Origin of the sequence: Micromonospora sp. LOL_021 (assembly GCF_048060215.1) — a bacterium.
Classification (GTDB): domain Bacteria; phylum Actinomycetota; class Actinomycetes; order Mycobacteriales; family Micromonosporaceae; genus Micromonospora_E.
The window spans coordinates 15,333-28,669 of sequence record NZ_JBHMIN010000068.1; the positions used below are offsets into that span (position 1 = coordinate 15,333).

Here is a 13,337-nt window from a genome sequence, read left to right on the forward strand (position 1 = left end):
GAGATCGGCTGGACCACGGTTGGACCACGACTGGATCCACGGCGCACGCTCACGGATCACGGCGCGCGTCGTGGCGGCTCCGCCGACAACCGGGCACTGATCGCCGCCGCCTCCGGCGCACCCAGCTCGGTGAAGATCGCCAGCGCGCGACGCCAGTAGCCGTGTGCCTGCGCCCGCTGCCCGGCCGCGTGCGCCGCCGCGCCGAGCCCGTCGAACGCCAGCGCCTCGACGCCACGCGACCCGGTGTCGGCGGCGATCGACCGGGCCCGGGCATGGCAGCGGGCCGCGGCACGGTGGGCGCCACGGCGGTTGTGCAACTGACCGGCGTAGTTCAGCAGCATCGCCTCGCCGACCCGGTCGCCGGTGCGGCGGCACAACACCAGCCCTTCACGCAGCCTCCCGGCAGCTTCGCCGAGCCGGCCCTCGACCGTGAACAGCTGACCCAGGCTGCCGAGCGCCCGGATCATCCCGTGATGCTCACCGAGGGTGCGCAGCAGCGCCAGCGCCCGGCCGATGTAACAGATCGCCGAACGCCGGTCGCCCAGCTCACCCAGCACCACACCGAGGTTGCCCAGGGTCCGCGCCTCACCGGCCGGCTCGTCGACGTCGCGGTAGAGCGTCAACGCCTGCCGGAGGTGCGCCACCGCCTGCTGGCGGCGCCCCTGATGGTCGTGCACGACGGCCAGGTTGGTCAGCAGGTTCGCCTCACCGGCCAGGTCGGCTGCCGCGCGGGCGGCGGCGATCCCGTGACCCTGCATGGTGATCGCGTCCGGATAGTGGCCGCCGCATTCCAGATGCCGGTAGAGCAGCGCGGTCAACCGTACGGCGTGCCGGGCCCAGCCGTGCCGCGCACCGTACGCGGTGACCGCCATCAGGTTGGCCCGCTCCACCTCCAACCAGACCCGCGCGGCCCCCGGGTCACCGTCCGGCGTGGTCGGCGGCGCGGTTCGCACCTCCGTCAGATCACCGTCCGGCCCGGTCGGCGGCACCGTCGGCCGCAGGTGACGCTCGGCCGGGTGCACCGCATTCATCGCCGTGGCGGCGGTACGCAGGTAGTAGTCGAACAGCCGGGTCACGGCAGCGTCGCGGACCTCCGGCGGGTCGACGTCGGCGGCCAGCTCCGCCGCGTACGCCCGGAGCAGGTCGTGCATGCCGTACCGGTCCGGCCCGGCCGGCTCCACCAGGTGCGCCCGGCACAGCCGGTCGACCAGCCGATCCGCAGTCACCGGATCCGTCCCGGCCAGCGCGGCCACCGCCGCAGCGTCGACGTCCGCCCCGGGATGCAGACCGAGCAGCCGGAACGCGCGCGCCGCGTCGGCCGGCAGATGCTGGTACGACCAGGACAGGATCGCCCGTACGCCGGTGCGCCGGTCGCCGCCGGCGTCCAACATGTCCAGCCGTCGCCGTCGATCGGTTAGCCCGTCGACCAGCCGGGTCAGGCTGAGCTCGGCGCGGGCGGTCGCCAACTCGGCGGCGACGCGCAACGCCAACGGCAGCTGGGCGCACTGCGTTGCCAGCGTCACCGCGGCCTGCGGCTCGGCGTCGACTCGGTCGCCGACCAGCCGCCGCAGCAACGCCACCGCGTCGTCAATCGGCAGGAGGTCGAGCCCACGCCGGCCGGCTCCCTCCCGGGCAACCAGCCCGGCCAACGAATCCCGGCTGGTCACCAGCACCGGGCAGGAGGCGGCACCGGGCAGCAGCGGCCGTACCTGCTCGACCGACGCCGCGTTGTCGAGCACCACCAGCATCCGGCGGCCGTCCATCAGGCTGCGGTAGTGGGCGGCGCGTTCGTCGACGTCCAACGCCATGTCGGCGTCCGCCACGCCGAGCGCCCGCAGAAACCGGGCCAGCGCCGCACCGGGCTCGACCGGCTGCTCCGGATCGTATCCGCGCAGGTCGATGTAGAGCTGCCCGTCCGGGAACCGGTCGCGGGCCCGATGCGCCCACCACACCGCCAGCGCGGTCTTGCCCACCCCCGCGGTGCCGGACAGCACGCAGATCACCGCGCCCGGATCGGCGTTGCCGCGTCCGGCGGCCCCCATCGTCCGGTCGAACCAGCCGAGCTCGGCGGCGCGGCCGGTGAACCCGGCGACGTCGGCCGGCAGCTGCGCCGGCACCGGTGCGGTCGCGTCCGGGCCCCGGGCCCGGCGCGGCCCGGCCGGCTCCCCGGCGGTACGCGCCCCGGCCCGCAGCAGATCGGTGTACGCGGCGACCAGCTCGGGGCCGGGATCGACACCGAGTTCGTCGGCGAGCCGGTCCCGGGTGTCGTGGAAGACGGTGAACGCCTCGGCCCGCTGCCCGCTGGCCCGGTACGCGCGGATCAGCTGCGCCTGGCGGGCCTCGTCGAGCGGCTTCGCGGCGGCGGCCTGCGCCAGCCGGGGCAGTGCCGTGCTCGCCCGGCCACAGGCGATCATCAGGTCGCCGTACCGGGTCAGCGCGGCCTGCAGCTCACCGTCGAGGGCCACTACCTTCGGGTGGCCGGCCAACGTGGGCACGTCCACCAGCGGCGGCCCCTGCCACAGCCGCAGCGCCTCGCCGAGCAGTTCGGCGTCGCGCTGCGGCGCGGCTGTGCCGGGCCGCGCGGCGGCGACCAGGTGCCGGAACCGCAGCAGGTCGACCGTGACGGCCGAGGTCCGCAGCAGGTATCCGTCACCGATCTGGGGCAGCAGCAGGCTCGGGGCCCGGGACGGGCGGTCCGGTTCGAACAGTCGGCGCAGGTGTTTGACGTGGGTCTGAATGACGTTGGTCGACGTCGCCGGCGGCGGTTGGTCCGGCCAGAGCGCGTTGACCAGCTCCGAGCGGGGCAGCGGCTGCCCGCCGGCGAGCGCGAGCAGCCCGAGCACCGCCCGGCGGGCGGTCGGCCCGGGGTCGAGTGCCTGCTGCTCGCGCCATACCCGTACCGGGCCCAGCACCTGCACCCGCAACGGAACTCCACCTCGTGACCGCTGTGCCACCGCCCGGTGCCGGACGGTGATCGACGTTCCCGCATATCGACCGAGCGGAGTATAGGTGCTGGTCAGTCGTCGTCAGTGGGTTGCGGTGACCGGATGGAGGACGGCGTCGAGCGCCTTGAGGTAGCCGTCGGTGTAGCCGGCGAGGTTCGGGTGGAACGCGTCGTCGATGGCGGTGATGCCGTTGAGCCACGGGTCGTCGTCGCAGACCCGGTGCCTGTCGAACAGGGCGTCGACCGGGACGAACACCCCGTACGTCTTCGCCGTGTTCCCGATGGCCTCGTTGAGCTGCACCGCCGCGTGGTTGATCCACCCCCGTCGGTTAGCGTCCAGCGGCGCTTCGAAGCAGAACGACGGGGCGAACAACTGCGGGTAGCCGAGGACCACCAGCTTGGCGTTCGGGGCGGCGGCGAGAATGTCGCCGTACACCTGCTTCAGCTTGCCCGGCAACGTCGTCTTGATGTACTCGCGGGCCTTGTTCACAGCGTCCTCGCAGGTGCTGTCGAGCAGCGCCTCGATGCATTTCCTCAATGTCGTCGTGAAGCCGAGGTTGTCGCCGCCGACGGTGATGGTCACCAGCATCGTGTCCGGCCCGAGGAAGCCGAGCTGGTGCGCGATCACGTCGTCGGTGGTGGCGCCGCTGCACGCCGAGAAGCCGAACGACAGGCGCGGGTTGTTCCGGGCGTACTGGGCGGCGTACGAGTGGGCGCTCTGGTCGCAGTCGCCGTCGGTGTACGGCGGGGCGCCCACCCCGGACGAGTACGAGTCGCCCAGCGCGACGTACTGCCGGTCGTCGGCGGCGGATGTGTCGCCGGTCGTACCGGCGGCGTTGGCGGCGGCGGGCACGGCGGCGATGGTGATCAGCAGCGTCGCCGCGACGGGCAACGCGAGGGCGGGACGGAGTCTTCGGGCACGGCTCAGCATGGTGGCGCCTCCTTCGATGGTGAAGACGCTCCGGCCGGGCGGCCGGCGTCTCCAAAGTGGAAGTGAGCATGCGCCGTCGATAGCCGGTAATCAATCGAAGCGTCGGAAACCCTACTGTCGACTGAGCCGCTGATCACCTGTCGTCGGTCGTAGACCGAACCGGTCGGCGAAAGCGGACAGGTCGTCCCGCTGCTCCGCCAGGGTGTCGGCGCCGCTGCCGACCACGATGCGGGTCACCCCCTGCACCGCGTACGCCGCCGCCCGTTGCGCCGAAAGCTCAGTCGACCCCCACCGGGTGTACTCCAGCGCGTCAGGGTCACGGCCGGCCTCCGCCGCGACGGACCGGGCCAGCTCCCACTGCGCCGCCCGCTCGTCCGGGGTCAGCATGCCGCCGGGGAAGTAGCCGTCGCCACGTAGCCCGACCCGACGGGCCGCCGCTCGGCTCGAACCACCCACATGGATCGGTAACGCGGTGGCACCGTGCGGCTTCGGAAAGCTGCACACCCGCTCGAAGTCGAAGAACTCGCCGTGGAACGACACGCCGTCGGCGTCACCGCCCCACAGCAGCCGCAGCACGTCGATCGCCTCGTCGGCACGTCGGCCACGGGATCGGAAGTCGACCCCCACCGCCGTCGCCGCGGCCGATCCGCCCGCGCCCGGTCGAGCTGGCACCGCAGCTGTTCCCGGACACCTGCCAACTGCGCCAGTCCGGCGTCGACCTCGGCCAGCTTGCGCCGCAGCACCGAGATCGAGTCGGGGCAGACGTTGGCGCATCGCCGGGGCCGGACCAGCCCCTGCGCCTCGTAGTAGCGCAGCGTCCGGGCGCTCGTCCCGGCCTGCCGCGCCAGCTCACCGATCAACATGTGACCTCCCCGGCCAGCCTCGGACCCACCGTGACGCTAAACCTTGACGTCGGTGTCAGGGCAACGAGCCGGCGGTCCTGGCGACGGTCAGCCGAGGGCGGCCGCCATCCGGCGTACCGCCTCGGTGATCGTCTCCGGCGCGGCGGCCAGGTTGAACCGGGCGTGCCCGGCCCCGCCCGCGCCGAAGTCCAGCCCGGCGCTCAGCGCCACCCGCCCCCGGTCGAGGAACACCGCCGCCGGGTCGTCGCCGAGCCCCAACGCCCGGCAGTCCAGCCAGGCCAGGAAGGTCGCCTCTCCGGGTGCGTACCCGATCTGTGGCAACCGGTCCGCGAGCAGATCGGCCAGCAGCCGCCGGTTCGCGTCGACCGCCGACCGTACGGTGTCCAGCCAGTCGCCGCCGTCACGGAACGCCGCCGTGTGCGCGATCACCCCGAGATGGTTGACCCCGTGGCCGATCTCCTCCGGCAGCCGGGCCAGGTCGGCAGCGGCGGCCGGCCCGGCGACCGCGAGGGCGGCCTTCAAGCCGGCCAGGTTCCAGCCCTTCGAGCCGGAGATCAGCGTCAGGCCGTCGTCCGTGCCGGGCACCGACAGGTACGGCACGAACGTCACTCCGGACGCGGTCATCGGGGCGTGGATCTCGTCGACCACCACCCGTACGCCGTGCCGGCCGGCCAGCTCCGCGACGGCCGCCAGCTCGTCGGCGGTGTGCACCGTCCCGGTCGGGTTGTGCGGACTGCACAGCAGGTACGCCGCGCTGCGGCCACCCGCCCGGGCGGCGATGAACGCCTCGGCCAGCGCGTCGAGGTCCAGCCGGCCGGCGTCGTCCAGCGGTGCCTCGTGCACCGGCCGGTCCAGGTTGCGCAGGAACCCGTAGAACGGCGGGTACACCGGCGGATTGACCACCACCGTGTCGCCCGGGCCGGTCACCAGCTTCAGCATCTCGACCGCGCCGAGCATCACGTCCGGCACGATCGCCGTCCGCGCCGGGTCCAGACCGTCCCAGCCCCACCGTGCGGCCGCGAACCCGGCGACCGCCTCGGCGTAACCGGCGCCGGTGGCGTACCCGAGATCGCCGGCACGCACCGCCGCGTCGATCGCCTCGACGACCGGCCCGGCCGGGTCGACGTCCATCTCCGCCACCCACACCGGCAGCACGTCAGCCGGGTAGAGCCGCCACTTGATGCTGGTCCGCTGCCGGGCCCGGTCCAGCGGCACCCACGGCCCCTGTGGCGGTGAAGTCGTCACGTTCGCCTCCGATGTTCCTGGCGTCACTGGGCCGGGCCGTCGCCGCCGGGTGCAACGGCGGGTTCGACGGCGGCCAGCAACTCGTGCATGGTCGACGAAGGGTTGTCGTTGGGGAAAGCGGTCTGATCAGGCAGATGCCGCTGGGTGAGCAGCGCGGCGCGTCGTGCCGCCGCTGAAGGTACGGCGTCGGGTCGAGACGCTTACCGGCGCGTCCGTCGAGCTTGCGGCTACGTCGTTCGGCCTCCGCGGTGGTGAGGAACGCCGTCTGGTCCTGAAAGTGCAGGATGAGCCACAGCTCGAAGCACGGGTTGCTGACCGCCAGTCGGATGCCGTGTCTGGTCGCCAGCCGGACGGCCCGGTCGAGGTGCGGATGGTGCTGGGGCCATTCGACGTCGAACACACACCAGCATTCGTCGACCTCGTCGTCCCCGCTACGTTCTATCGCCCGGTTGACCAGGGTCAGCGGGACCCCTCGCTCCGGGTCGATCTCGATGTTGATCGAGGTGCTGTCCCTGATGTGTGGAAGCCGGCGGAGCGCGTTCAGGTAGTCCGGCTCCGACGCCTCGCCTTCGCAGAAGATGACGATCGTCCTGCGTTCGGGGCGGGTCGCGGTCCGCCGTCGCAGGTCCTTGGCCCGCGTCCGTCTCGGTGTCACCGGTCAGCCGATCAGTCCGAGTGCCCGGAGGATCTCGGTGCGGTCGACGTCGGGTAGCGCGCCGAACCGTCCGTGCAGGTACGCCTTTTCGAGGTTCTGTGACCGGCGTACGCGTTCGCCGGCGAACTCGGCGAGGGCGCCGAGGCGGGTCGCGCCGTCAGCTGCCTTTTCGGTCAGCCAGACCTCGTCCCGGTTCAGGTGGTTGAGCAGGCTGGTGTCGTGCGACGTGAAGATCAGCTGTGCTCCCGAGGGATTCGTCGCGGGGTCGGTGAACAGCCGGATGAGCTGCATGGACAACGTCGGGTGCAGGCTTGCGTCCAGCTCGTCGAACAGCAGCAGGGAACCAGCTTTCAGCGCGGTCAGCACCGGGCCGATGAGTTGAAACCAGGTACGGGTGCCCTCCGACTCGGCACCGAAATCCAAGGGGACCGCTTCGCTTTCCGTGCGATGCACCAACCGGACCCGTCGTCGACGGCCCGGCGGTGTCAGATCCTGATCAGCAGCTGCACCGTCATCGATCAGCACGTCCTCGATGCCGAGGTCGGCCATCCGCAGCAGCGCCAACGCCTGGGCCCGGTCCGGACGCAGGTCCTCGAACCACGCGGGTTGCAGCTGATCGGAGCCGGTCTCCTCGAACCAGTACCTGGTCGAGAGGCTTGCCGCCCGCCTCACGAACGGGCGGCGCCGAGCCATTTGCCCCAGTGTCTGGACGTTCAACAGTGCGTGGGCTGGGCCGGTGACGAGGGGCTCGCGGAACCGCCGGGCAACTGACAAGGCGAGAGTCCGGGCGGTCAGCAGTTCACGGGTGCCCGACAGGTGGCCGAGGCCCCGTTGCAGCGTCAGCTCGTCGCCTTCGCGTTCGAAGATCCGACGCCGCTTGCGCTCCGGATAGTGGAACAGGCCTTCGTAACGGATCGCGTCGGTGTCGAGCTCGACGACGTACTCGAAGCGGACCCCGCCGAGGATCAGCTCGACAGTGAACTCCGACGGGCGTCGCGGACCGTCGCCGAACGCGAACGGCTCGACCGGGATCCCGTCGTCCCAGAACCGCAGCGAGTCGGCGACCGCGTCGCGTAGCCAGCTGAGCGCTGCAACCACGTTCGATTTGCCGGAGGCGTTGGGACCGTAGATGGCGGCGACCGGCAGCAGGCTCTCGTCGATGCTGTCGACCCGCTGCACCGCCGGCCGGTCCCGGTCGACGGCGACCATCGACAGCTCGACCGGTCCGAGGATCGAGCGGAAGTTCGCCGCCTCGAAACGGATCAGCACAGCACCTGCCTCCTAGCGCATGACCCCGCAACCATACCGCAGTATCCGGCGAAAATTGACAGAATCGCGGCTCTGTCGACGTCCAGTCGACTGTCAAGCGGGGGTCAGTCGGCGGCGGTGACCGGACGCCAGCCCAGCGGTGTGGAGAGCACCATTGTGCTGGACGGCTGACCGTACGGGGCGAGCCGGTCGATCACGTCCTCGAAGGCGTCCATCGACGCCGCGGCCACCTTCAACATCGAGCAGGCGTCCCCGGTGATCCGGTGGATCTCCAGGATCTCCGGCCAGGTCGGCACCTGCGGGTCGCGCAGGATGCAGTGCGACCCGTAGCAGGACATCCGGATCAGCGCGATCACCGTCCAGCCGGCCCGGGTCAGGTCGACGTGCGCATGGTAGCCGCTGACCACCCCGGACTCCTCCAGTCGGCGTACCCGCTCGGCGACGGCCGGCGGCGACAGATGCACCCGGCGGGACAGCTCGCTGAAGGAAAGTCGGGCATCAGCCTGCAACTCACGCAGCAGCGCCCAATCCATCTCGTCCACGGACACTTTCCCTTCGTTAACCGACCACCCCAATCTAGCCACGGACCTGCAGGTCGCGGCCGCGTACCGCCGTTGATCCGGTATTCAGCCACGGACCGCAAGTCGGCAATCATGGGCGACACAGCAAAGGAGGGCAGCCGACGTGAACAGCACCGACGTGGCCAGCCCACCGGCCGTGCGGCCGGTGGACGCGGCCGAACGCGACGCCCGCGCCGCCGCCAACGCCGGCGAGCCGACCCTGGAGTTCGGCGACCGGGTGCCGTACGACGCCTACGTGCACGCCAGCACCCTGCACAGCCTGCAGCGTACCTTGAGCGACGATCCGGGCGAGATGTCGTTCCTGATGGTCAGCCAGATCATGGAGCTGTACTTCGGGCTGACCCGCCACGAGCTGCGCGACGCCCAACGGCTGATTTGCGCCGACCGGGTGTGGGAGGCGCTTTCCCCGCTGCGCCGCGCCGCCCTGCACCTGGAAGGGCTCAACGCCTCCTGGCAGACGCTGCGCTGGATGACCCCGGCCGACTTCAACCGGTTCCGCAACCTGCTGGGCGAGGGCTCCGGTTTCCAGTCGGCGATGTACCGGCAGCTGGAGTTCATCCTCGGCATCCGGACCCCGTCGCTGATCCGCCCGTTCCGCCGCCAACCCGAGGTGTACGCCGAGTTGGAGCAGGCCCTGCACGCGCCGAGCCTGTGGGACGACGTGATCGCCCTGCTCGCCCGCGCCGGCCACGACATCCCGGCCGACCTGCTGAGCCGCGACCTCGCCACCGAACACGAACCGCACCCGGCGGTCGAGGCCGCCTGGGTCGAGGTCTACCGGGTCAACGGCCCGGACAACCACCTGCGGCAGCTCGGCGAGGCGCTGACCGAGGTCGCCGAGCAGTTCGGCGACTGGCGGTACAAGCATCTCAAGGCGGTGCAGCGCACCATGGGCGCCAAGGTCGGCAGCGGCGGCTCCGCCGGGCTGGCCTGGCTGCAACGCAGCATGGCCCGGGTGGTGTTCCCCGAGATCTGGTCCGCCCGGACCAGCATGTGAGAGGCTGCCACATGTTCACTGAGGACGACGCCCGTCGCCGTGACGCCGCCGACCCCGGGCACCGCGACCTGTTCCACATCCCGCCGGCCACCGGCGGCGACCACCCCGACGTCGCCTACTTCGCCGGCAACTCCCTCGGCCTGCAACCGAAGGCCACCCGCGCCGAACTGCTCGACGACCTCGGCGACTGGGCCCGGCTCGGCGTGGAAGGCCACCTGGAAGCCGGCCGGCCGTGGCTGCCGTACCACGAACTGCTCACCGACACGGCCGCGCGACTGGTCGGCGCCCTGCCCAGCGAGGCGGTGGTGATGAACTCGCTGACGATCAACCTGCACCTGCTGATGGTGTCGTTCTACCGGCCGGCCGGCGACCGTACCCGGATCGTCATCGAGGACTCGGCGTTCCCGTCGGACAGCTACGCGGTGCGCAGCCAGGCCGTCTTCCACCGCCTCGACCCCGACCGTACGGTGGTCCGACTGCAGCCGCGCCCCGGCGAGGACACGCTGCGCACCGCCGACGTCGTCGACTACCTGCGCGCCGAGGGTGACCGGGTGGCGCTGGTGCTGCTCGGCGGGGTCAACTACCTCACCGGCGAATTGCTCGACATCCGGACGATCACCGAGGCGGGCCGGGCCGCTGGCGCGATCGTCGGCTGGGACCTGGCGCACGCCGCCGGCAACGTGCCGCTGCGGCTGCACGACTGGGGCGTCGACTTCGCCGCCTGGTGCTCCTACAAGTACCTCAACTCCGGGCCCGGGGCCCTCGCTGGGGCGTACGTGCACGAACGCCACCACGGCGATCCGACGCTGGCCCGATTCGAAGGCTGGTGGAGCACCGAGCCGGCGACCCGCTTCGACATGACCCCGGTGTCGCGGCCACCGGCCAGCGCCGACGCCTGGCAGATCTCCAACCCGCCGATCTTCGCCATGGGCCCGGTCCGCACCTCGCTGCAGATCTTCGACAAGGTCGGCATGGCGGCGCTGCGCGAACGCAGCGAACGGCTCACCGGCTACCTGGAGCAGCTGCTCGACGAAATTCTGCCGGGCCGGCCGGTCAGCGTCGTCACCCCCCGCGACCCGGTCCGGCGCGGCTGCCAACTGTCCCTGCGGATCGCGACGTCGGCCGCTGGCGGCACCGGGTCGGGGGCGCACGCGCTGACCGCCCGGCTGCGCCAAGAGCACGGGGTGATCGCCGACGCCCGCGAACCGGACATCGTCCGGCTCGCCCCGGTGCCGCTGTACTCGACGTACCACGACTGCTGGCGGGCCGCCCAGGCGCTCGCCGCGACCCTCCCAGCGAAAGGCGGCGACGATGTCTGAACGCGCACCCGTCGCGGTGGTCGGCGCCGGCCTGGCCGGCAGCCTGCTCGCCTGCTTCCTGGCCCGCCGCGGCCTGCCGGTCACCCTCTACGAGCGCCGACCTGACCCGCGACGCGGCACCGCCGAACGCGGCCGGTCGATCAACCTGGCGCTGTCCGAACGCGGCCTGGACGCGCTGCGCCGCATCGGCCTGGCCGACCAGGTGCTCGCCGACGCGTTGCCGATGCCCGGCCGGATGATCCACCCGGTCGACGGCGACCTCGACTTTCAGCCGTACAGCGCCGACGGGCAGCGAGCGATCAACTCGATCAGCCGGGGCGCGCTCAACAACGCGCTGCTCGACGCCGCCGAGGCCGCGCCCGGCGTCACCGTCGTCTTCGACCACCGGCTCGTCGGCCTCGCCCCGGACACCGGCGAGGCGACCTTCGACACGCCGCAGGGCACGGTCCGCGCGCAGGCGCAGGTCGTGCTCGGTGCCGACGGCGCCGGTTCGGCGGTACGCGGCCAACTGCTCGCCCACGGCCTGGTCGACGAGAGCCTCGACTTCCTCGACTACGGCTACAAGGAGCTGACCATCCCGGCGGTCGGCGGCGACTACGCCCTCGACCCCGGTGCGCTGCACATCTGGCCGCGCGGCACCTCGATGATGATCGCCCTGCCGAACCCGGACCGCTCCTTCACCTGCACCCTGTTCTGGCCGACCGGCGGTACGTCGAGTTTCGCCTCGCTGAGCAGCCCGGCGGCGATCGAACGGCACTTCCGCGAGCACTACCCGGACGTACCGCCGCTGGCGCCGGACCTGGTCGACGACTACCAGCACAACCCGGTCGGTCTGCTCGGCACGGTGCGCTGCGACCCGTGGCAGGTCGGCGGCCGGGTGGCGCTGGTCGGTGACGCCGCCCACGCCGTCGTGCCGTTCTACGGCCAGGGCGCCAACTGCGCCTTCGAGGACGTCGTCGAGCTGGACCGCTGCCTCGACGACACGGGCGGCGACTGGGCGGCGGCGCTGCCGCTGTACCAGTCCCGCCGCCAGGACAACGCCGAAGCGATCGCCCAGATGGCGTTGGCGAACTTCGTCGAGATGCGCGACAAGGTCGCCTCCCCGACGTTCCAGACCTTCCGCAAGGTCGAACACGCCCTGGAACGGGCGTTGCCGGGGCGCTACGTGTCCCGGTACGAGATAGTCTCCTTCACCACCATCCCGTACGCCGAAGTCAGGCGACGGGTCCGGCGGCAGCACCAGGTGCTGGCGGCGGCGGTGGCCGGGACGGCGGCGCTGTTGGTAGGGGCACTCGGCGCCGCCGTCACCCGGTCCCTCCGGAAGGGACACGGTTCTGCCCGGAAGGGACGCCCATGACCCTGTGGCACCCCGACCTGTACGTCGGTCGGCCGGCCGCTGCCGGTCCCGGCCTGCTGCGCAACTTCGTCGGCGGCCGGTTCGTCGACGCGGGGAAGCGGTTTGCGAAGGTGTCGCCGGTGACCGGGGAGACGGTTTTCGAGGTGGCTGAGGCCGACGCCGCGACGGTGGACGCGGCGGTCGCTGCGGCCCGCGCGGCGTTGCGCGGGCCGTGGGGCGGCATGGCCGAACGGGACCGGGCGGCGGTGTTGCGGGCGGTCGCTGACGAGCTGGACCGCCGTTTCGACGATCTGGTCGCGGCCGAGGTGGCGGACACCGGTAAACCGGTCAGCCAGGCCCGCACCCTGGACATTCCGCGTGGGGCGGCGAATTTCCGGGCGTTCGCGGAGATCGCGGTGACGGCGCCGACGGAGTCGTTCACGACGGTGACGCCGGCTGGTGGTCGGGCGTTGAACTACGCCGTACGCAAGCCGGTGGGCGTCGTCGCGGTGATCGTGCCGTGGAACCTGCCGCTGCTGCTGCTGACCTGGAAGGTGGCTCCGGCGCTGGCCTGCGGTAACGCCGTCGTCGTGAAGCCGAGTGAGGAGACGCCGGCGTCGGCGACGCTGCTCGCCGAGGTGATGGCGGCGGCCGGCGTGCCCGACGGGGTGTTCAACCTGGTGCACGGGTTCGGGCCGGGTGCGGCGGGGGAGTGGCTGACCACTCATCCGGGGGTGGACGCGGTCACGTTCACCGGTGAGTCGGCGACGGGGTCGGCGATCATGCGGGCGGCGGCGGACGGGGTGAAGGCGGTGTCGTTCGAGTTGGGTGGCAAGAACGCCGGCCTGGTCTTCGCTGACGCGGATCTGGACGCCGCGGTGGCGGGTTCGGTGCGGTCGTCGTTCACCAACGGCGGCCAGGTGTGCCTGTGCACCGAGCGGCTGTACGTACAGCGGCCGGTGTTCGACTCCTTCGTCGACCGGCTGTCGGCGGCGGCCCGGGACGCCCGGTACGGCTGGCCCGCCGACGAGACGATCTCGACGATGCCGCTGATCTCGCACGGTCACCGGGACAAGGTGCTCGGCTACTACGACCTGGCCCGCGCCGAAGGTGCCGACGTGCGCGCCGGTGGTGGCGTGCCGTCGTTCGGTGACGCCCGCGACGGCGGCGCGTATGTGGAGCCGACGGTGTTGACGG

Annotated in this window: 11 protein-coding genes and 1 pseudogene; 4 read left to right on the forward strand and 8 right to left on the reverse strand. The window is 71.9% G+C overall.

All coding sequences use genetic code 11. The features are described 5' to 3' along the window. Nucleotides 1–56: 56 nt before the first annotated feature. The 8 genes and pseudogenes from ACFHWT_RS28445 to ACFHWT_RS28480 all read right to left on the reverse strand — a co-directional run bounded on the left by ACFHWT_RS28445 (nucleotide 57) and on the right by ACFHWT_RS28480 (nucleotide 8,449). Entirely contained in the window at nucleotides 57–2,918 is a 2,862-nt protein-coding gene (locus tag ACFHWT_RS28445; RefSeq protein ID WP_416597758.1) for a BTAD domain-containing putative transcriptional regulator, read from the reverse strand. Between the two features lie 108 nt (nucleotides 2,919–3,026). Beyond that, nucleotides 3,027–3,875 carry an SGNH/GDSL hydrolase family protein gene (locus tag ACFHWT_RS28450; protein ID WP_416597745.1) on the reverse strand — a complete coding sequence of 283 codons (849 nt, stop codon included), beginning with the start codon at nucleotides 3,873–3,875 and terminating at the stop codon, nucleotides 3,027–3,029. A gap of 111 nt (nucleotides 3,876–3,986) precedes the next feature. Continuing rightward, the gene (locus ACFHWT_RS28455; protein ID WP_416597746.1) at nucleotides 3,987–4,547 is read right to left on the reverse strand and encodes an LLM class flavin-dependent oxidoreductase; all 561 of its coding nucleotides are present in this window, start codon (nucleotides 4,545–4,547) and stop codon (nucleotides 3,987–3,989) included. 113 nt (nucleotides 4,548–4,660) lie between these two features. Beyond that, nucleotides 4,661–4,738: pseudogene (locus ACFHWT_RS28460) on the reverse strand (MerR family DNA-binding transcriptional regulator); the annotation flags it as partial. A gap of 87 nt (nucleotides 4,739–4,825) precedes the next feature. Next, nucleotides 4,826–5,983: a MalY/PatB family protein gene (locus ACFHWT_RS28465; RefSeq protein ID WP_416597747.1), complete on the reverse strand. Its 1,158-nt coding sequence runs from the start codon at nucleotides 5,981–5,983 to the stop codon at nucleotides 4,826–4,828. Further along, nucleotides 5,895–6,638, reverse strand: coding sequence for an RloB family protein (locus ACFHWT_RS28470; protein WP_416597748.1), 744 nt, complete (start codon nucleotides 6,636–6,638; stop codon nucleotides 5,895–5,897). The genes ACFHWT_RS28465 and ACFHWT_RS28470 overlap by 89 nt, the downstream gene beginning before the upstream one ends. Before the next feature lie 3 nt (nucleotides 6,639–6,641). Then, on the reverse strand, nucleotides 6,642–7,907 hold the full coding sequence (locus ACFHWT_RS28475) for an AAA family ATPase (RefSeq protein WP_416597749.1): 1,266 nt from the start codon (nucleotides 7,905–7,907) through the stop codon (nucleotides 6,642–6,644). Between the two features lie 104 nt (nucleotides 7,908–8,011). Further along, on the reverse strand, nucleotides 8,012–8,449 hold the full coding sequence (locus ACFHWT_RS28480) for an Lrp/AsnC family transcriptional regulator (protein ID WP_123600997.1): 438 nt from the start codon (nucleotides 8,447–8,449) through the stop codon (nucleotides 8,012–8,014). Between the two features lie 142 nt (nucleotides 8,450–8,591). Here ACFHWT_RS28480 and ACFHWT_RS28485 point away from each other — a divergent pair, with 142 nt between their 5' ends. The 4 genes from ACFHWT_RS28485 to ACFHWT_RS28500 all read left to right on the forward strand — a co-directional run. Then, entirely contained in the window at nucleotides 8,592–9,485 is an 894-nt protein-coding gene (locus tag ACFHWT_RS28485; protein WP_416597750.1) for a tryptophan 2,3-dioxygenase, read from the forward strand. Nucleotides 9,486–9,496: 11 nt separating this feature from the next. Then, the gene (gene kynU, locus ACFHWT_RS28490) at nucleotides 9,497–10,804 is read left to right on the forward strand and encodes a kynureninase (protein ID WP_416597751.1); all 1,308 of its coding nucleotides are present in this window, start codon (nucleotides 9,497–9,499) and stop codon (nucleotides 10,802–10,804) included. Continuing rightward, nucleotides 10,797–12,161, forward strand: a complete 1,365-nt coding sequence (locus tag ACFHWT_RS28495) for an FAD-dependent oxidoreductase (protein ID WP_416597752.1) — start codon at nucleotides 10,797–10,799, stop codon at nucleotides 12,159–12,161. The genes kynU and ACFHWT_RS28495 overlap by 8 nt, the downstream gene beginning before the upstream one ends. Continuing rightward, the coding region (locus ACFHWT_RS28500) for an aldehyde dehydrogenase family protein (RefSeq protein ID WP_416597753.1) at nucleotides 12,158–13,337 on the forward strand (1,180 nt) is incomplete at its 3' end. The genes ACFHWT_RS28495 and ACFHWT_RS28500, both read left to right, overlap by 4 nt.

What these genes read in the sequence shown, in the direction of transcription:
- ACFHWT_RS28450 (WP_416597745.1), bottom strand. Translation starts at nt 3,875, where the DNA reads ATGCTGAGCCGTGCCCGAAGACTCCGTCCCGCCCTCGCGTTGCCCGTC.
- ACFHWT_RS28495 (WP_416597752.1), top strand. Translation starts at nt 10,797, where the DNA reads ATGTCTGAACGCGCACCCGTCGCGGTGGTCGGCGCCGGCCTGGCCGGC.
- kynU (WP_416597751.1), top strand. Translation starts at nt 9,497, where the DNA reads ATGTTCACTGAGGACGACGCCCGTCGCCGTGACGCCGCCGACCCCGGG.